The following is a 19,092-nucleotide window of genomic DNA, read 5'->3' as shown; positions in this document are numbered from 1 at the left end:
TGACAACACCACTAGTAAAAAATATGCCTGCTTACCGTTACGTTATCTCCTACTCTATTAACTTTTCAATTAGTCCAGCATTGAAACTGCATTGTTGATTAATCGACATTATTTGCTCAGTTCATATCACATCCATAATTAACCATAATCAGCAGCAATAGCCGTTATGATTAAAAAATTGCCAAAAGGTACTGGCCTTATCTCATAGGGTTAACGTAAAATAGAAGGCTAACAAAAGAGGATGTAATGGCTAATATTTCTAAATTTGATCGCGAAGACGTACTTGAAAGAGCAAAGAATCTGTTTTGGCAGAAGGGCTTTTTAGCCACATCCACGCGAGAAATTCAAACGGCTATGGACATGCGACCAGGCAGTATTTATGCCGCTTTTGGTAGTAAAGCTGATTTATATCAAGCGTCACTTATGCGTTATGCCCAAGCTGGCGAACAGAATTTAAATAACATGTTAGAACAGCACGATCGTGCGTGGGTTGGATTAACCCATTATCTACGTGGACTGATTAGACCATGCTGTGAAGGTTCACCTAGCGAATTGTGCATGTTGGTAAGAACGTTATCTGAATTAGATGAATCTCATCTTGATACATTAAACGTTGCCCGTGAACTGCTCAGCAAATTTGAACAACGATTTGCCAGTATTATTGACCAAGCTAAACTTGAAGGCGACTTACCTGCCCATTTAGACAGTCAACTTACGGCTAAAAAAATTCAAATCAATATTATTGGTTTACGCTCTTATTTAAAAGCTACCGATGACGTTGATATGGTGAGACAACAGCAAGAAGAGTTTTTTACGCAACTCGCCAGCGTTTAACCACAAAAAAGCGCCTTATTAAGGCGCTTTTTTAATTCACGTTTTAACTCACGTTTTAGTTGATGCCTTGATTACCTTGCTCGCTAACGTCTTCTTGAGTACTGTGTTGCGTCTCAATTCAGATAATAATATTAGCCAACATTAATTGCGCAAATAAATATCTGTACGTTACAGGTTACTTGCGAGTTGCTCTTAACATCCACGCTGTTTTTTCGTGTATTCGCATGCGATCAGACACTAAAGCAGCAGTTGACTCATCGTCAGCAGCTTGGGCTAACTTAAGCACTTGTCGCGATGTTTTAACCACTTGTTCATGGCCTTGGGTCAGTAAGTCAACCATATCAGCAGAACTCGGCACACCTTCAACTTCTTTAATTGAACTCAGGCGAGCAAACTCTTTATACGTTCCCGGTGCTGCCACATCCAAGGTACGAATACGCTCGGCAATATCATCAACCGCAACCGCAAGCTCAGTGTAATGTTCTTCAAACATTAAGTGTAATTCGCGAAAATGTACCCCTGTGACATTCCAATGGAAATTATGGGTTTGCAAATAAAGTGTATAAGAGTCGGCCAATAAGCTTTTTAAACCTTCGGCTATTTTTAGTCGGTCATCTTTTTTTATACCAATATCGATGTCAGTCATTTTATTCCTCATAAAGTAGAATTAATTAGTCATAACATTACAGCATTTGTATAAATGGTGATTACAAGCCAGCAAGCTCAATAACACATTATTAACAACTTGCTTACATTGTATCCCAGCGTGTCTTTGTCGTCGTTTTATGACACCAACGAAAACAGTTCACGCTGTTAAAACGAATATCACACCACTAATAAAACTGAACTCAATTCAAATAATGTTCATTTATAAAACAGATATATTAATTGAATGTCTACATGAATTAACGTAATAAACTCGCGTAAACTAAATCATCTCGAATCTATTCATTACGGTTTCGCTAACTCATCGTTAATGTTAGTGAGTATTTATACTAACATTATCATTTAATGGATCAACCGTTAGCCATTAAACTCTGTTAATACTTTTATCTTAATAAGTACAAGCAAACATTGAAGTGGATCTCATATTACTGCACGACGAGGAAACAACACAAAATACATATACATGACCACCACAAGGTTAATCAGCAGCACAATTACACTGAGCATACTAAAATGGCGAATCATTTCATAAAGCTCAAAAGGTAAATATATCGCGCCGCTAAGCAGTGCAAACCATTGGGTCCAGCGCATGTTATGCCATAAACCATAGGCTTCAATAAAGCGCACCGATGTATATACAGCCGCACCAAACGCCATTAACGTCAGACTAGATTGCGATACTGAACCCACCGCAGAAATAAAAATACCAGGGTAATGACTCGCTGGATTTAGGTGCAAATGCCTCACCAACTCAAGCGCTAACGCAGACAGATTTTGGCCCGTGTAGACATGCAAGCCAATGGCAACCAGTAATGCCAGTAAGCCTTTTGTTGCTTCAAGCACCGCGACAGCACGAACGCCGCCATCAGAATGTTTCATTATTATTGCTTTCCTGAAATAAAGATTGGTTTATATTAAGGTCGGTTGATTTTTCAAGGTTGTTTTTGCAGCGAATTATTGGTCATTACTTAAACAGGAGCTACAAGGAATAGACGTTGAGGTGTAGTCATTCTACATAAAAAGTCGATAACGCAGTAGAAATGAACAACAAACGCTGCCCGAAGGGTACGGCTAAAAACGATTTACTCTTTGTTGAGCGATTCTTTGGTAAGCACCTCAATTAAAATGTTGTTATGTTGAACGAAATTTAACCAAAAAAGTTTACCAGGCCCTAATGTCTTATACTGATTAAGCCTATGATGGCTCATTAATACTAAAGCACATCAACGTAAGTATTTAGTCATTGGCTTAAAACCGCGCAATAAAAGATACATTAGTTAAATAACAACCCTGATTTCTTCGCTTAGCACAGAAACTGCATTTCCATATAGATTATGTATACACCTGTATGTTCAACAAAAATAGTGTAGAACGGCTTCATATTCAATTTTTAACATTTAACATTTAACATTTAACATTTAACATTTAACATTTAACATAGAGTCTGGCATTTTTACTGCTATGACAGTGCCTTTAGCACAAATCACATTGTTTGCAGAGACTGTTATTTCTACTACGACTTTCTTTTCTTTTACTTCGACAAAAGTCCCAATTAATTCAAGTTCAACGCCCATGGGCGTTGGCGCTAGATAGCTCACATTCAATGCCGCGGTAACAAAACGTAATGGCGGCAATGTTCCCATAGCTCGATTTGCCTGCTGAAAAGCCACCGCTGCGGCGCTACCTGTGCCATGGCAGTCAATTAATGATGCTAATAAACCTCCATAAACAAAGCCGGGGATAGCCGTATAGCAAGCTTCAGGCGTATAATGAGCGATGGTTAAGCCCTGTGGGTTTTTATTGTTACTTTGCCAGTAACTTTTAAGTTGATGACCGTTAGTATTATTTTTTCCACAGCCATAACAATGGCTAAGCTCATCTGGGTAACAGTCTTGAAAAGCAACTTCGCTCACAATATTTTCCTTCTATGCTAGGGTCTGTTGATCTTTGCGGGTTAAATTTTGTTCGAGATAAAAACGTTTTAATCGAGGCGAGTGGATTGCTGCCTAGCAATCTAAGTAAAATTCGCTCAACAAAGAGTAAATCGTTTTTAGCCGAACCCTTTGGGCAGCGTTTGTTGTTCATTTCTACTGGGTTATCGGCTTCTATTTTAGAATAACTACACTACAAAGCCTCTGCCTTGTAGATCATGTTTAAGTAATGAACAACAACTCGCTGCAAAAACAACCTTGAAAGATTAACAAACCCTCATGTAATGCCCTTTGGAATTACATTATGATTTTTGAATGATTAAAAACTGCGGATAACGGTTAATCAAAATCCCTTTGTTCATCAATCACCTTACCATCATCAGGTAAGCTATTAAGGGGTACTAATTCTACTGAGCCTGTTAATTTGGTTACTGTCTTTAATGTTTGGGCAATTTTATCTTTCAGTACCTGTTCATTACCATCACGAAGGGCTGATTCAATGACTTCACAAACTAGGTGCATCTTATCTTGATGATTAACCTGACTCACGACTAAACGCGCTTTTATAATACAGGCATCACTTTGACAGACTTTGTCAACTTGTTCAGGATGAACAAACATACCTTTAACTTTAGTGGTTTGGTCTGCACGTCCCAACCATCCCTTTATTCGCATATTGGTTCTACCACAAGCGCTTTCACCTGCCTTGATTGCAGATAAGTCTCCTGTCGCAAAACGAATTAAGGGATAATCTCGATTAAAACTTGTGATCACAACCTCGCCTATTGCGCCATCAGCAACCGGTAATAGGCTACCTGGACGCACAATCTCAACAATGACATCCTCGCTAATAATAAAGCCATCGTCGGCTATAGTTTCATAACCAATTAAGCCAACATCTGCAGAAGCATAAGCTTGTAAGGTACTAATTCCTGCAGCGTCAAACTCGCGTCTAAGTGCTGTAGGTAATGCCTCACCTGTAACCAATGCTTTTTGTAAACTACTCACATCACGATTGTCAGCAGTTGCTTTATCCAATAAAATTTTCAAAAATGAAGGTGTACCACAATAACCGTTAGGCTTTAAATCCTCGATTATATCGAGCTGTTGTTCTGTTTGTCCTGGCCCTGCCGGTATAACCACACAGCCACAGGCTCGCGCTCCTGAATCTAAAATAAACCCGCCAGGTGTTAAATGATAAGAAAGACAGTTTTGAACAATATCACCTTGCTTAAACCCTGCAGCATGGAAAGCTTGCCCGAGTCGCCACCAGTCATCAGTACAATGTTCAGGATCATAAATAGGCCCTGGCGATTGAAAAATTCGATGAAATTTTGCGCTTGCAGCATTTAATCCTGCCAGCGGAGGATTCAGCTTTTGCAGATTAATCAAATCTGATTTTCGCGTAATAGGTAATTTAGCTAATAGCGCTCTACTATCAATTTTATCAACATCAATATTGTTCAGTGTCTGCTGATAGTGTAAACATTCATGTTTAGCAAAGTTAAGAAAATCAGGCAGTTTAGTGAATAGTGAATGCTCTCGAGCATCTGCATCTTGGCACGCATTTTTATTAAAATAGCTGTTCATTGTTAGCCTATATTTGTGATTTTTCATTTAATTTGAGTTTTTCTAAATGAGTACTTAATTAACGTCACAAACTAATTAGTCAATAATAGTTATAACCAACGCTTGCGGCGTTTATAAGATTTCAAGCCTTTAAAACTCTTGCGTTCTTCATTACCGCCGCCGAGATAAAACTCTTTAACATCTTCATTACTCATGAGTTGTTCTTGCGTACCATCAAGCACAATTTTTCCTGATTCCATGATATAACCATAATTTGCTGCACGTAGAGCGTAATTGGCATTTTGCTCGACCAACAACATGGTGATCCCTTGGTCTTGGTTAATTTTTTTAATAATACCGAAAACTTCTTTGACTAATAGTGGGGATAGACCCATTGATGGTTCATCTAAACAAATCATCTTTGGACGCGCCATTAATGCACGACCTATTGCAAGCATTTGCTGCTCACCACCGGATAAATAACCCGCTAATCCAGTTCGTTCTTTCAAGCGAGGGAAATAGTGGAATACCATTTCAATATCTTGATTTATTCGAGAATCTTTACGGGTAAAAGCACCCAGCTTTAAATTCTCTATTGATGACATATCCTCAATAATGCGGCGCCCTTCCATCACCTGAAATAAGCCACTAGCAACAACATCTTCAGCATTTTTACTGTCAATACGCTCGCCCATAAAAGTAATATCACCTTTCGTTACCTCACCATTTTCGGTTTTTAACAAACCTGAAATAGCTTTAAGCGTCGTTGATTTCCCAGCACCATTAGGGCCTAGTAAGGTAACAACTTCGCCATCTGGCACATCTAAGCTTACACCGCGTAATACCTGAATAACGTCATCGTAAACCACTTCAATATTATTCACCGTTAATATAGATGATGTGGGTTGTATTTTTGTTGCAATTTGTGGCATATCTACTCCGTCGATGCTATTTGGCTATTAAGATGGTTACTGAGAAACACACACTATGCTGTGCTCCCAGCAACCTAAACGTTATTGAATTAAGTGTTAATTAAAAACCTAACCAATCGTCTCGACGCTCTAGCGTAACTTGCGATACCTTCTCTACGACGACATCACCGCCGTTATAGTTACCCTTATAGATATTGACCTGGTTAATTCCACGATGGTCTTCATTACTCCAATTAGCCGCTAAACACACGCCCTCTAACCCTTTTGGCACCCAGTTTTTATGCACGTACATGCCTTTTTTCACATTTTCACCGGTAATACCACCGTTATCTTTTGCCCATTCCATTGCTTCTTTCATAAAGAAGGTTGAACAAACACCGCGCATATAATGATGAACACGCTCTTCTGTACCTGACTTATCAGACTGCTTAGATATTTCACGTACTAGCTTCATACCAGGCGCATCATCATTCCAAAAGGGTGTCATGGTCGGGAAAATATAATCCTTTATCCCTTCGCCCGCGGCTGCGAAGATATTCTTATCCCCGCCCCAAATATTCGACATAAATTGAATATCAGTACCTACGGTGTTACAAGATTTCACCAGTGAAAGCACTGAACCGCCTAAGTTACCAATGTAACCATAGTTAGAACCTGAACTTTTTAAACTTAAACATTGCGCCTTAAAGTCACCGGGTTTCATTGAAATAACAATCGATGGTTGTACATCAAAACCGAGTTCAGTAGCGTATTCCGCACATGCCGCTTTGGGTGCGTTAGGAAATGGATGATTGGCACCGATATGAGTGAATTTAGGCTTACCTTTTTCACCTTTGTCTTTCCAATCTTGTGCCGCCCATTGCACTAAACCACGACAAGCATCTGAGTAAGAGGCGCCATAAAAAAAGTTATAAGGTGCTGGTTTTTTAGTATGTGGATTTTTTCCGGTAGGATCAGTTAAATGACCAGAGTATGACGCTGAAAAAACTGGAATTTTATCTTTTGCAACAAAAGAAATTAACGCTTCAGTATCAGCGGTTCCCCAACCTTGCATCGCGACCATTTTTTTACGTGAATGCCATTTTTTATATGATGCGATGGCTTGTGGTACTTTGTAGGCATAGTCGATAGTTTCATATTCTAAGGTTGTGCCTTTAATACCACCGTTAGCATTAATGTAAGCGAGTGAATCTCGCACACCATCAGCATAGTTTTTACCCACAAAGGCTGTTGGTCCTGACATGTCGGCTAAATGTCCGACAAATACAGAATCTTCTGCTATTACCTGAGTGCTCATCCCCAAAGCACAGTATACGAATAGAGAACTTAATTTTGCTTTATGTTGCATGACTATTTCCTTCTTCTTTTAATGGCTATATTGCCAATGAATTGTTGTAATAATTTTTATTTATTCTTTCCCTTTCTATCCACACGGATTAGTAAGAAAAAGGGTAGAATTTCCAATAGTTTTTAATTTGTGCCCAACGATGTGCCATACCTTCGGGCTCAAAAATGAGGAATAAGATGATGACCAAACCTATTGCCATTTCTTTGATGTAAGCCAAACCATCAACCACGGCAGGAATATTGCCCCAGTCAGTCATTTTCATTAGGCCAACACCGCTTTCTAGCACTTCTGGCAAAAACACCATAAACACAACGCCCATTAACGTGCCTTTAATAGAACCCAAGCCACCAATAATGATCATCGCTAGAAATTGAATTGACATAAATAAGGTAAAACCTTCAGCAGACACATAGCCCAAGTAATGTGCATATAACGCACCACCAATACCGGCATAAAATGAAGAAACACCAAACGATAACAAGCGATATTTATTGAGTTTAATACCCATAATTTCTGCAGAAAGGTAATGATCTCTTACGGCAATAAACGCGCGCCCTTCTCGGCTACGCATTAAATTACAACCCCAGATATACATGAAAACTAAAGCAAATAATGCCACATAAAAAAAGCTTTCATCGGTATCAAAGACAAAGCCGAACAAACTAATAGGGTCTGCAGAAGAACCCGATGAACCACCTGAGAACCAGTCGGCACGTGCAAAAAAGTCTTCCAAAATAAATTGTGCTGCGAGTGTTGCTATTGCTAAATACAAACCTTTAATACGAGAAGCAGGTAAACCAAATATCATGCCCACCCCCATAGTTAAAAACCCGGCCAGTGGAATACAAAGCAATACCGGTATACCAAATGAAGTATTCAGCCAAGCGGATGCAAACGCACCAAAGCCAAAAAAAGCACCATGACCTAAGGATATTTGTCCGGTGTAACCAACGAGAATGTTTAACCCTAAAGCAGCTATGCCCAAATACGATATTTGAATAAATAGCGTCAAGTAGTAAGCGTCAACAACAAAAGGCGCAAGACATAGCAGTGCAATAGTAATTACTGCGATACTTTTGATGGTTTTAGTTTCAAAAATAGTATTATCTTGTTTATAGCTAGTACGAAAATCTCCGCACGGTCGCATTGTTAAACTCGACATAATTAACTCCTAAAAATTTCATATAATATGCAATACACGAACAGAACTTTTTAATCCTTAGCGCTGCTCATGTTTTATTTTGAAATTGCAAATAGATTAAATTCGTTCAATATCTTTGGTTCCGAATAAACCGTACGGTTTAAACCAAAGAATAATTAACAATACATAGAATGGTGCGATGTCATACATGTTGCCGATATGAAGATATTGACTATCAAAAAACTCTGCCACATTCTCTAGCACGCCAATAATTAAACCTCCAACAATAGCGCCAATAATGGAATCTAGTCCGCCAAGGATCACGGCTGGAAACACTTTAACCCCCATCACGGCTAGCGAATTTGAAACACCGTTTACCATGCCAATAACAATACCTGCGGTTGCCGATACTGTTGCAGCAATTCCCCAGCTCATAGCAAACACTTGCTTAACAGATATCCCTAAACTCTGAGCGATTTGTTGATCGAAAGCGGTTGCTCGCATCGCTAAACCATATTTGGAATATTTAAAGAATAAGAAGAACGCGACCATGATAATTAACGCTATCACTGTGCTCATTAAGTAAGCTGATTCGATATTCAAACCAAAAATTTGGATATTTTCAGTTTCAAATACTTTTGGAAAACTCTGTGCAGACACACCGAATATCCACTTCATTAACGCTTGGAAAAATATTGATAACCCAATGGTGACCATAATCACTGAAATAATGGGTTCGCCAATCATCGGCCTTAGTACAATCATTTGGATTAAAATACCAAATATTGCCATAAATACCATTGTTGCTAAAAAGCCGACGATAAATGGTAATTCCAAGTAAATCAGCATTGCCCAACAAACCCATGCACCAACCAATAGAAACTCACCTTGGGCAAAGTTAACCACTTGAGTGGATTTATAAACCAGTACAAAACACATACCGACTACGCCATACAGCAAGCCAACAATTAAACCATTGATAACCAGTTGGATTAATAATTCATAATTCATGATGCTCTCCGTTCTGATGTGAGTTCATTTGTTGATGTATCGGGATTAGGTAAAAGCGAAGCCACTGTAAGCGCTGTTTGAATACGCGTTTTAGTACCATCCTGAAAGACAATAACGGTATCAATATCAACCTTTTCTTTGTCTTCATAGATAGATGAAATAATATCGCCGTATTTATCGGCAATAACCCCACGCCTCACTTTACGTGTACGTGTTAATTCACCATCATCGGCATCAAGCTCTTTATAAAGTAGTAAAAACTTATGGATTTTTTGTGCTTCAGGCAGTGATTCATTAACACGTGCAATCTCTTCACTCATTTTTTCATACACCTGGGGGAGCGTAGATAAATTGGTGTAGTTAGTGAATGCATAACCTTGTTGTTCCGCCCATTTGGCGACAATGCTAAAGCGAATACAGATAAGAGCAGAAAGATACGGACGATCTTTTCCTAAGATGACGGCTTCACCGATAAATGATGAAAACTTCAATTTATTTTCAATATATTGTGGTGAGTACTGGACGCCATTGCTGGTACAAGCAAGATCTTTAATACGATCAATGACCACTAGGTGGCCAGACGGTTTAAAGTAGCCTGCATCACCTGTTTGCATCCAACCATCAATAACATCTTCGTCATACGCTTTTTGGTTATTTAAGTAGCCTGTAAACATTCCAACTGTTTTAGCAATAATTTCACCAACGCCTTCTTCATCAGTGTTAATGACTTTTACTTGGGCATTATCAAAAGCAACCCCTACACTATCGTAATCAACATCACCTTCATGATGAATTGTGTAGGCACCACACATTTCAGTTTGTCCATAAAGTTGACGTAACGGCACTCCGATAGTTTGGAAAAACCTAAAAGTATCAGGTCCCATAGCAGCCCCGCCCGTAGCAGCGGATTTTAAAAATGAAAAACCCAACCTATCGCGTAGAGCTTTCATCAATAAGACATCAGCAAGCCAAGACTTTTTACCCTGTGCTTGGCTCTCTTTAGCCAACTTCATAGCATAGTTAAACAGTTTTCTTTTAAGCGGGGTTGAATCCATCATACGCGCTTGAACATCTGCCAATATGCCTTCCCAAACGCGAGGCGCAAGCAAAACAAAACTCGGACCAATTTCACGTAAGTCAGACATTAAGGTTTCTTGCTCTTCAACAAAGTTGACAATTTGGCGGGCTATCAACGCTTGACCAACGGCATAAACCTGTTCCATGATCCAAGGTAATGGCAGCACAGAAACATAATTATCACCCGCATTACGAGGATCGGCTCTTAAGTAAGCGCTACAGTGCTTAACAAAATTTCCTCCATTTAAAAGTGCAATTTTAGGTTTAGACGTGGTACCTGATGTCGTGCAGTAAATAGCTGTATCTTCTGGCGTTGTTGCTGCAACTAATTGGCCATAATACGTTGGTTGTGCTTTATCAATTTCTTGACCACGTTTATAAAGTGTCTCTATATCAATAAGGCGTGGATCATCATATTTACGCATACCTCGTGGGTCGCAATATACAATGTACTTCACTTTAGGAATGCCATCACCAAGCTCAAGTAACTTGTCACATTGCTCTTCATTCTCAGCAATAACAACAGTCGCGCCACTGCTATCGAGTAGGTAAATCACCTCGTCATGCATCGAGTCTTGATAGATTCCAATCGAGTAACATCGCATCGCATGGGCAGCGACTTCGCCCCACACCCATTCAGGTCTATTATCACCAAGCAAGGCAATAGCATCGCCTTTTTCTACTCCCATATCGAGTAAAGCTGTTGATAGCCATTTCACACGATTGTTATAGTCATTCCAGGTGAATTCATTCCAAATACCAAACTCTTTCTCACGCATTGACACATCGTTAGGCCAATTTTTTGCATTATGTTGTAAAATTTTAGGGAAAGTATTTAAACTTTCCATTTCAAAATCATTTTCATTATTGCTAATTGATGAAGCCATTAGTTAACCCCCTCTAATTGCAATATGTCTTCTTCCTCTTCTTCAAGACCAAGATAAGCACGCTTAACATATGGATCAGCCATCACTTCATCAGGTAAACCACAAATCAGTTTCTTGCCAAAATCAAGTACCATGACTTCATGAGAAATATCCATAACCACCCCCATGTCGTGCTCAATCATTACCACGGTAATACCAAACTCTTCATTCAAATCGAGAATGTATCTGGCCATATCTTCTTTTTCTTCAAGGTTCATGCCCGCCATGGGTTCATCTAAAAGAATTAATTTCGGGTTTAATGCCATTGCACGAGCAAGCTCTACACGTTTGCGTAAGCCGTAAGATAATGTGCCTGCAATTGATTTTCGAATATGAGAGATTTCTAAAAAATCAATAATCTCTTCCACTTTCCGACGATGTGCTAACTCTTCTTTTTGTGCACCAGACACCCAATATAAAGGTCCTGTAAGCCAATTATTTTTTAGCAGGTGATGACGACCAACGATAATATTGTCTAATACCGACATATGCCCAAATAAGGCTAAATTTTGAAAAGTACGTCCCATACCAAGATCGGCACGGTCGTTGGGGCGTAAATCGGTAACATTTTTACCATCAAAGATTATTTTTCCACTATTAGGACGATAGCGCCCCGAAATGCAATTGAGCATTGAAGTTTTACCCGCTCCATTTGGCCCTATAATGGAAAAAACTGAGCCTTTTTTTACTGAAAAGCTAACATCAGTAAGGGCTTTCACACCACCAAACGCCAGTGATATTTGCTCTATATTGAGTATTGACACAGTCATACTCAACCTCCTAAATTCAAGTGGGGATAAAATTCTGTCACAACTATTATGTTAAAAAATAGAGGGGGAAAACCCCCTCGAAAACGCAACAAAGATTGGGAAAGTTACGTAAATTTAAACAGTAGAATTGATAACGAGATCACAGTGCGTATCTCATGGTTGCTTGTATGTAGTTAGAATTTTTATCTAGCTCATCAAGAGAAAAGTTACCGACTTCAAAACCTACCGTGAGTTCCTTCGTTAAGTCTTGAAACAGATTAACTCCCCACTGTGTACGTTCTCGATTTGAAACATCACCTTCGACTTTTCCGTACAAAACAGTTGAGCGTAAAGATTCAGTCCAAAAATGGCGGTAAGCAACAAGTACAGAGGTTAAATCTTCCACTTCTTCACCATAAAGATCTTTAACAGCAGCAACGCCAACATAGCGACCTAGTTCACCTTTATGAAATTGGAAACGGATATCATCCTTACCCGTGGTGTTAATTCGACCGGCAATTGAGGCACCAAAAGCGGATTCACTATTTCCTAAACTGGTATTTAATTGACGTGCGAGACCCGAAACAGAAATACTGCCCCAGTCCCCTTCAATATTATATCGAGCAATAACATCCGGTACGCTGTCATTAGCGGTATCCCCCCCCCAACTTTCTGGATTTTCAATTGCTACTTGAAAATTACCCATGTTATAGCGAATTTGGCCCTGGCGAATGAACACTAAGCCGGTAGTTGCACCAGCAAAATCAGCGGACTCAGGAATAGCACTTGTATTCATAAACGTTGACCACGTTTGACCAACCGTTAAATCTTTATATTTAACAAATGCATGACGGATACGTGGATGGGCTGAATTAGAAACTATTTCATTACCGCCACCCCCCCCAAAAATCCATTTCGATAAAACCCATAACATCGCCATGAACATATTTGGTATTGAAGCGTGTTTCGTTGGCAAAAATTTTAAATTTAGAAGCATCTTCGGTAAGTGGTTCGCCATCTCCTATCCAAAAATCTTTATAAGCAACGTCACCATCAACATAACGAGCATCAATTTTAATGTAACCACCAAAAGTTAATTTATCATCTTCTGTTAAGTCAATTTCGTAACCAGCAATCGCAGGACTTGTTGCTACCATAAATGAAGAAGCAAGTAGAATTTTTTTATATTTTGAATTAAACATTTAACTATTTCCCCTTGTATTTGTTTAACCAATACTATGGCAGTCGAACAAATCAACAATTGGAAATAAGGCCTAGCACCTTACACTTAGTCCTTTAGTCCAACTCCGTATAATTAATCTTGTGAGGGAAAATAGCTAAAGTTAAGATGAACAAATAAAATAAAATCAACTGGCGTATTAATAAGGAATATATGTTTTCAAATTGGCTATTGGTAAGCGTAAGTATTGGCTATATCAGCTTATTGTTTCTTATTGCCTATTTAGGTGGTAAATATCGCCATAAATTATTAGAAAAACAAAATGCAATTATCTACGCATTATCGCTTGGTGTTTATTGCACCTCTTGGGGGTTTTTAGGCACATCGGCACAAGCAGCAAATAATTCATTTACTTATATTTCGGTATATCTCGCACCAATATTATTATTTATTTTTGCATGGCCCTTTATTCAACGCATAATAACAACAAGTCTCAAGCTCAAGATCACTTCCATTGCGGACCTACTTTCTGCCCGTTTTGGTAAATCCCAAAGCTTGGCATTTGTTGTCACGCTAGTTGCGTTAATTGGTACTTTGCCTTATATAGCCTTACAGCTAAAAGCTATTGTTTACTCATACAAAATATTACAGCAAAATCAGGATCTTAATGTTTGGCAGATTGGTCTGGTTGTGAGTGGTATTTTGGCAGGCTTCACGATTATATTTGGCATAAGAACCATAGATGTTACTGAGCGTCATCCCGGTGTAATGATTGCTATTGCTTTTGAGTCTGTCGTTAAATTAATCGCTTTTTTATTGGTGGGCCTCTTTGTTTCCTTCGTCATCTATGATTCACCCATCGACATTTGGCGACTATCACAAAACAATATTTCATTTACACAACAATTTGATAGCAGCAGCCTGATCGGTATGGTGGGTTTATTAATTATCGTGATGTCTGCCTTCCTATGTTTACCAAGACAATTTCAAGTAATGTTTGTTGAAATTAAGGAAAAAAAAACCAGTAATTTAGCAAGATGGTTGCTCCCCATCTACATTATTGTTTTTGCTTTTTTTGCTGGCCCGATAGGCCTTGCAGGGACATTAAATTATGGTCAATCAATAGATGCAGACGCTTATGTGTTGTTTCTTCCGGCCTATAACGGGCAAGTATGGCTTTCTTTATTTGCTTTTCTTGGCGCCATTTCTGCTGCTAGCTCTATGGTTATCGTGTCGACAATAGCGTTAAGCACGATGTTAAGTAACGAAATAGTATTCCCATTAATGTTCAAGTTAGCACCACGTAAAAATCATGATTTTCTACATTTTCAATCACGCTTATTACTGATCCGTAAAGCCCTTGTCATTGCAGTGATCACACTCAGTTATTGTATGTTACTACTTTCTCCTCCTGACACATTAGCGTCATTGGGGGAAGTTGCATTTGGGGCTATCGCACAAATTGGTCCAGCTCTTTTAGCCGCTTTTTTCTGGCGAAGAGCGACTCAAAAAGGTGTGTTATGGGGAATAGTAAGCGGGTTTTCTATCTGGACATTATTGAATTTATTACCACAACTTGGCTTCTACCAACATCCTTTAGCGCATACAGGCTGGCCTGAAACAACCATGGTGACACTCTTTGGCCTCTGCATTAACATCTTAGTACTGTATATTGTTTCACTACTAACACGGCAAAGTATCCGTGAAGAAATGCAGAGTAAATTTTTTTATAAAGAAGATAAAAATCAGCTCCCTTATTTACCTAAGCAACCTAAAGTTGATCTGCTCGAATTAGAATATCTCGTTGCACGCTTTATAGGCCAAGAAAAATCAACCGATTGCTTTGCACAATTTAATCAATCACACAAAAATAAAAAACATAAAACCTACAACGAAGCCTTGTTATTTCATGCAGAAAACACTCTCGCCAGTGTTATGGGCTCAGCATCTGCAAAGCTCGTTATTTCCTTCGCTTTAGGTGGTCGCGACATAGCATTTGACCAAGTAGCCCAAATTGTTAAAGACAATTCAACACAGCAGTTAGAATTTAGCCGTTCGGTATTACAAGGAGCAATAGAGAATACCAGTGAAGGTATATCAGTCATTGACGGAAATTTAAATTTAGTCGCATGGAATAAACAATATCTCGACATTTTTAATTATCCCAAAGATCTGGTTTATATCGGTTGCCCAATAAGCCAACTTATTCGTTATAACCTCGCTAATCAAAAACACTACATACTCGATATTGAAGCCCAAGTTCAAAAACGGATACAATTTATAAGGGCTGGTAGTAAACATAAGTCAGAGCGAAAACTACCAAATGATAAAATCATTAACATTGAGGGGAACCCAATACCTGGCGGTGGTTTTGTGATGATTTTCTCCGATATTACGGAGTTTCGTCAAACAGAGAATTACCTTAAAGAAGAGAACACCGACCTTGAAAGTCGCGTATTATCACGCACTAAAGAATTAGAGCAAGCAAACTTAGAACTCGAAAACGCCAACCGTGAATTAGCGCATGCGCAGCTTAAAGCAGAGCAAGCACATTTGAAAAAAAGTCAATATTTACGTGCCTGTAGCCATGACTTATTGCAACCATTATCCGCTGCTCGACTGTTTTCATCTGCTGTATGTTTAAGTTCAAGAGTGTCCCGACAAGAACGACAGCAAATAAAACAAATAGACAATTCACTCGAGATAGCAAACAATTTACTCTTAGACTTAAATGAAATAGCCCGTATCGAAAGTGGCAATATAATCCCGGATATTTCGATCATCTGTGTTGAACAATTATTTTCTATGTTGCAGTCAGAGTTTTCAGTGCTAACTAAAGATTACCATATCGATTTTCATTGTCATTCAAGTAAGTTATACATCAAAAGTGATTTAACGTTATTAGTAAGAATTGTGCAAAACTTCCTAAGTAATGCCTTTCGTTATGCTAACCATGGCAAGGTATTATTAGGCTGTCGTCGTAAAGGTCAAAATTTATGTATACAGGTACTCGATAATGGACCAGGAATACCTGAAGATAAGCAACAACAAGTATTTGAACAATTCACTCAGTTATCAACAAATTTGGTAGGACCTAAAGGCTTAGGTTTAGGACTAAACATAGCACAAAGTTTAGCCAACATTTTGCAGCATGACCTTGGACTCATCTCAAAAGTAGGATGCGGTTGCTTATTTAGCGTTGAAGTTCCCATTGCCAAAGAGCCAAAAATAATACAAGCAAAAGCTACTCGTGCCAGTGCAACTTTACAAGGGGTAGGCGTACTTTGCATTGACAACGAGATGGATGTAATTTCGGGCATGAGTGACTTATTAACCGCGTGGAAATGTCGAGTTTTTACTGCCCGCACTGCTAAGCAGGCTCTTGAAATTTATCAGGCTCACGAAGAAGATATCGATATATTATTAGTAGATTATCAATTGGTTGACGAAAAGCAAAGTGATGATCTGCAATACAAAAACTCACACAAAAGAACCAATTTCTCAAATAATCACAATAAGAATAATCGCTGTGCTAATGAAAATAGACTCAATGGCATTGAGTTAATTGCTTGTCTACGCGCGAAAAGTCATTACCCACTACCTGCAATATTAATTACTGCGACAACAGATGAGTCCGTATTAGTACAAGCACAACAAGCTGATATTGGCTATTTAAGGAAGATCATAAAACCACTCGCTTTACGTGCTTTAATGAGCTCATTATTGACGAGAAAACTAGAGCAGAATTACATTCCTAACTCATTCAATTAGCACAATCGCTACTGTGTAAAAGATGCATTTGCCATTTGACGATCATTTAATAGAATAACGGCTTGTGTGCGATTTTTTACGCCTAGCTTTAAAAATATAGTACTTGCATGGCTTTTTATTGTGGATTCTGAAAGATTAAGCTCATAAGCTATTTGCTTATTAAGCAAACCTTCAGCAAACATCAATAATATTTTCCGTTGCTGTGGTGTTAATGATGTCAACTTATCTTCTTGTTCTACGATATCATCATCAGGATTATAACTTCCGATTGGCGTCCATAACTTCCCGTTAATAACATCATTAATTGCTTTGATCATTGTCGGTACAGGTGTCGACTTAGGTATAAACCCCGCAGCACCTAAGTTCATGGCCTTACGAATCGTTTCAGGCTCTTCAAAACCAGAAATAACAATCACACCAATTTCTGGATATGTGTGTCGAATATTAATCAAAGTGTTAAAACCTTGTGCCCCCGGGATATCAAGATCAAGTAGTATCAGATCGATATCAGAGGTTTCTTCCAATTTTTGCTCTAATTCAGGAATCGTCTGTGCTTCAAGTAAACAAGAACAAACAAAGCTAGACTTCAACATGAACGACAATGCTTGTCTAAAAAGTGGGTGGTCATCTGCGATAATGATCTTAGTATTTAATGTCATTTTATAACTTAATATTTAGATTGATGAGCTTTTAGTGTTAGCTAAGTAAATGTGCGCCAAGCTAGTGTTAACTCGATAAGGTAACAATATTATAAATAACTTCAATGGCAATTATGGCAAACAAGACTAAAGGACTAAGCCATCAAACGTAAAAAAGCACGTTTAAACGACAAAGCACAGGCGTGTTTTAACGGATTCGACAGCCTCAGTTAAGACATAATAAGCTAACGAGTAAGCAGAAATGAAAAACGAAAAAGGTATACCTAAGAGTTTACATTTAATGTATTTTTTAGTTAGAGATCAAAGAGTGACGGCTGCTAAAGCAAGTTTAAATTGAGGTGTTAGCGCTCAAATGCTTGGTTACAGGCTCAAACAATCAAATTAAAATGCTAAAGGATATTGCCAAATTTAGTGACAATACTTATGGTGAACGACGTATTAAAGTCGTACGTAATAGCTTCGGTTCCTGTAAGTCGAGGGATAATAGCCAACTTACCAGTGAAGCGCTAACAATGTCATTTCCCCTCATGAGTAAAAGGTTGTTGCGAGGGTAATGCTGTAGCAAAAATATTTTTGTGTAGCTAAAAGCAAGATCGTGTATCTGGAGAAACGATGAAGCTCTTTAAGATGCACTTTGTGTGGTGAAGAATTGCATCACAATGTGTACAAGGGTAACCGGTGCCATTCTTATTTAATGTATCAAAGGCCTGGTGATTTTGAATTGAAATTCATGTGTTTGAAAAACAGCCTAACAGAGGTGTTTGAATTTACATAACTAGGCCAGATAACAGCTCGACTTGTTGATGCTCATCGTCAGTTAGTGCACCATAATCTCTTGGGTATGACCAACCATAACCCCAGCGAAATTGAGTAGGTAAATAAGGCGTGCCACCCACTCTTACTCCGGCTAACATCAATAAAGCAATTTGTGGCTGACCCACGTTTGTGACACAAGCACGTAACGCTTTATCTGATGCGAGGCGTTCATCAAATGTGCCGCCTTTCCAATAGTCGTAATCATGTTTTTGACAGCATGCCAACCATAATTCACTTTGCTCGAAAGTCCCATTAGGAAACGCACTGCAACCATCACTGGTGAAAGGTGTTAGCGCGTCAGCCTGTGCAGGGTTGACTAGCATCGACACACTGGCGAAAACCAGAGCAGTGCAATTTAGGCAATATTTGTTCACTATTAACATCCAGCTTTGATTATTCACACATTATGATGCCACAGCAGCGATGATAGTAATAGAATAAAAAGTTGCTTGTTGATTAAATCATCTTTCACATCAATGGGT

At 38.7% G+C, this 19,092-nt stretch carries 16 protein-coding genes; 2 read left to right on the top strand and 14 right to left on the bottom strand.

Features of this window, described 5'->3' with window-relative positions; all coding sequences use genetic code 11:
• The first annotated feature begins 246 nt into the window (after nucleotides 1–246).
• On the top strand, nucleotides 247–834 hold the full coding sequence (locus tag SFRI_RS09465; protein ID WP_011637306.1) for a TetR/AcrR family transcriptional regulator: 588 nt from the start codon (nucleotides 247–249) through the stop codon (nucleotides 832–834).
• 175 nt (nucleotides 835–1,009) lie between these two features.
• On the opposite strand, the gene SFRI_RS09460 is transcribed toward SFRI_RS09465, so the two are convergent.
• The 12 genes from SFRI_RS09460 to SFRI_RS21880 form a co-directional block, all read right to left on the bottom strand.
• Nucleotides 1,010–1,480: a Dps family protein gene (locus tag SFRI_RS09460; RefSeq protein ID WP_011637305.1), complete on the bottom strand. Its 471-nt coding sequence runs from the start codon at nucleotides 1,478–1,480 to the stop codon at nucleotides 1,010–1,012.
• 440 nt (nucleotides 1,481–1,920) lie between these two features.
• Nucleotides 1,921–2,379 carry a DUF2127 domain-containing protein gene (locus tag SFRI_RS09455; protein WP_011637304.1) on the bottom strand — a complete coding sequence of 153 codons (459 nt, stop codon included), beginning with the start codon at nucleotides 2,377–2,379 and terminating at the stop codon, nucleotides 1,921–1,923.
• Between the two features lie 539 nt (nucleotides 2,380–2,918).
• Nucleotides 2,919–3,413 (bottom strand): PaaI family thioesterase, encoded by a 495-nt coding sequence (locus tag SFRI_RS09450; RefSeq protein WP_011637303.1) that lies wholly within the window; start codon nucleotides 3,411–3,413, stop codon nucleotides 2,919–2,921.
• A gap of 357 nt (nucleotides 3,414–3,770) precedes the next feature.
• Nucleotides 3,771–5,021, bottom strand: coding sequence for a phenylacetate--CoA ligase family protein (locus SFRI_RS09445; RefSeq protein WP_041412919.1), 1,251 nt, complete (start codon nucleotides 5,019–5,021; stop codon nucleotides 3,771–3,773).
• 89 nt (nucleotides 5,022–5,110) lie between these two features.
• Entirely contained in the window at nucleotides 5,111–5,932 is an 822-nt protein-coding gene (locus SFRI_RS09440) for an ABC transporter ATP-binding protein (RefSeq protein WP_011637301.1), read from the bottom strand.
• Nucleotides 5,933–6,032: 100 nt separating this feature from the next.
• Complete coding sequence (locus tag SFRI_RS09435; RefSeq protein ID WP_011637300.1) at nucleotides 6,033–7,280, bottom strand: ABC transporter substrate-binding protein; 1,248 nt, start codon at nucleotides 7,278–7,280, stop codon at nucleotides 6,033–6,035.
• A gap of 88 nt (nucleotides 7,281–7,368) precedes the next feature.
• Entirely contained in the window at nucleotides 7,369–8,442 is a 1,074-nt protein-coding gene (locus SFRI_RS09430; protein WP_011637299.1) for a branched-chain amino acid ABC transporter permease, read from the bottom strand.
• Nucleotides 8,443–8,538: 96 nt separating this feature from the next.
• Nucleotides 8,539–9,432, bottom strand: coding sequence for a branched-chain amino acid ABC transporter permease (locus tag SFRI_RS09425; protein ID WP_011637298.1), 894 nt, complete (start codon nucleotides 9,430–9,432; stop codon nucleotides 8,539–8,541).
• Complete coding sequence (locus SFRI_RS09420) at nucleotides 9,429–11,396, bottom strand: long-chain fatty acid--CoA ligase (RefSeq protein ID WP_011637297.1); 1,968 nt, start codon at nucleotides 11,394–11,396, stop codon at nucleotides 9,429–9,431. Before SFRI_RS09420 ends, SFRI_RS09425 begins: the two co-directional genes overlap by 4 nt.
• Nucleotides 11,396–12,205, bottom strand: coding sequence for an ABC transporter ATP-binding protein (locus tag SFRI_RS09415; RefSeq protein ID WP_011637296.1), 810 nt, complete (start codon nucleotides 12,203–12,205; stop codon nucleotides 11,396–11,398). The genes SFRI_RS09420 and SFRI_RS09415 overlap by 1 nt, the downstream gene beginning before the upstream one ends.
• Before the next feature lie 139 nt (nucleotides 12,206–12,344).
• Entirely contained in the window at nucleotides 12,345–13,118 is a 774-nt protein-coding gene (locus tag SFRI_RS09410; RefSeq protein WP_341853338.1) for a DcaP family trimeric outer membrane transporter, read from the bottom strand.
• Nucleotides 13,072–13,386 carry a hypothetical protein gene (locus SFRI_RS21880; protein ID WP_341853336.1) on the bottom strand — a complete coding sequence of 105 codons (315 nt, stop codon included), beginning with the start codon at nucleotides 13,384–13,386 and terminating at the stop codon, nucleotides 13,072–13,074. The genes SFRI_RS09410 and SFRI_RS21880 overlap by 47 nt, the downstream gene beginning before the upstream one ends.
• A 191-nt stretch (nucleotides 13,387–13,577) precedes the next feature.
• Here SFRI_RS21880 and SFRI_RS09405 point away from each other — a divergent pair, with 191 nt between their 5' ends.
• Nucleotides 13,578–17,135: a hybrid sensor histidine kinase/response regulator gene (locus SFRI_RS09405; RefSeq protein WP_011637295.1), complete on the top strand. Its 3,558-nt coding sequence runs from the start codon at nucleotides 13,578–13,580 to the stop codon at nucleotides 17,133–17,135.
• Between the two features lie 8 nt (nucleotides 17,136–17,143).
• On the opposite strand, the gene SFRI_RS09400 is transcribed toward SFRI_RS09405, so the two are convergent.
• Both SFRI_RS09400 and SFRI_RS09395 read right to left on the bottom strand, forming a co-directional pair.
• Nucleotides 17,144–17,794, bottom strand: a complete 651-nt coding sequence (locus SFRI_RS09400; RefSeq protein ID WP_011637294.1) for a response regulator transcription factor — start codon at nucleotides 17,792–17,794, stop codon at nucleotides 17,144–17,146.
• A 767-nt stretch (nucleotides 17,795–18,561) separates the two neighbouring features.
• Nucleotides 18,562–18,993 carry a hypothetical protein gene (locus tag SFRI_RS09395; protein WP_011637293.1) on the bottom strand — a complete coding sequence of 144 codons (432 nt, stop codon included), beginning with the start codon at nucleotides 18,991–18,993 and terminating at the stop codon, nucleotides 18,562–18,564.
• Nucleotides 18,994–19,092: the final 99 nt, after the last annotated feature.

It is taken from the genome of Shewanella frigidimarina NCIMB 400, from assembly GCF_000014705.1.
GTDB classification, from domain to species: Bacteria; Pseudomonadota; Gammaproteobacteria; order Enterobacterales; family Shewanellaceae; genus Shewanella; species Shewanella frigidimarina.
Note: the sequence above shows the minus strand (reverse complement) of the source record. Positions and strands in the feature narration are given on the sequence as shown.

What these genes read in the sequence shown, in the direction of transcription:
- SFRI_RS09420 (WP_011637297.1), bottom strand. Translation starts at nt 11,396, where the DNA reads ATGGCTTCATCAATTAGCAATAATGAAAATGATTTTGAAATGGAAAGT.
- SFRI_RS09460 (WP_011637305.1), bottom strand. Translation starts at nt 1,480, where the DNA reads ATGACTGACATCGATATTGGTATAAAAAAAGATGACCGACTAAAAATA.
- SFRI_RS09405 (WP_011637295.1), top strand. Translation starts at nt 13,578, where the DNA reads ATGTTTTCAAATTGGCTATTGGTAAGCGTAAGTATTGGCTATATCAGC.
- SFRI_RS09430 (WP_011637299.1), bottom strand. Translation starts at nt 8,442, where the DNA reads ATGTCGAGTTTAACAATGCGACCGTGCGGAGATTTTCGTACTAGCTAT.
- SFRI_RS09425 (WP_011637298.1), bottom strand. Translation starts at nt 9,432, where the DNA reads ATGAATTATGAATTATTAATCCAACTGGTTATCAATGGTTTAATTGTT.
- SFRI_RS09465 (WP_011637306.1), top strand. Translation starts at nt 247, where the DNA reads ATGGCTAATATTTCTAAATTTGATCGCGAAGACGTACTTGAAAGAGCA.
- SFRI_RS09435 (WP_011637300.1), bottom strand. Translation starts at nt 7,280, where the DNA reads ATGCAACATAAAGCAAAATTAAGTTCTCTATTCGTATACTGTGCTTTG.
- SFRI_RS09415 (WP_011637296.1), bottom strand. Translation starts at nt 12,205, where the DNA reads ATGACTGTGTCAATACTCAATATAGAGCAAATATCACTGGCGTTTGGT.
- SFRI_RS09440 (WP_011637301.1), bottom strand. Translation starts at nt 5,932, where the DNA reads ATGCCACAAATTGCAACAAAAATACAACCCACATCATCTATATTAACG.
- SFRI_RS21880 (WP_341853336.1), bottom strand. Translation starts at nt 13,386, where the DNA reads ATGTTTAATTCAAAATATAAAAAAATTCTACTTGCTTCTTCATTTATG.
- SFRI_RS09455 (WP_011637304.1), bottom strand. Translation starts at nt 2,379, where the DNA reads ATGAAACATTCTGATGGCGGCGTTCGTGCTGTCGCGGTGCTTGAAGCA.
- SFRI_RS09400 (WP_011637294.1), bottom strand. Translation starts at nt 17,794, where the DNA reads ATGACATTAAATACTAAGATCATTATCGCAGATGACCACCCACTTTTT.
- SFRI_RS09395 (WP_011637293.1), bottom strand. Translation starts at nt 18,993, where the DNA reads ATGTTAATAGTGAACAAATATTGCCTAAATTGCACTGCTCTGGTTTTC.
- SFRI_RS09410 (WP_341853338.1), bottom strand. Translation starts at nt 13,118, where the DNA reads ATGTTATGGGTTTTATCGAAATGGATTTTTGGGGGGGGTGGCGGTAAT.
- SFRI_RS09445 (WP_041412919.1), bottom strand. Translation starts at nt 5,021, where the DNA reads ATGAACAGCTATTTTAATAAAAATGCGTGCCAAGATGCAGATGCTCGA.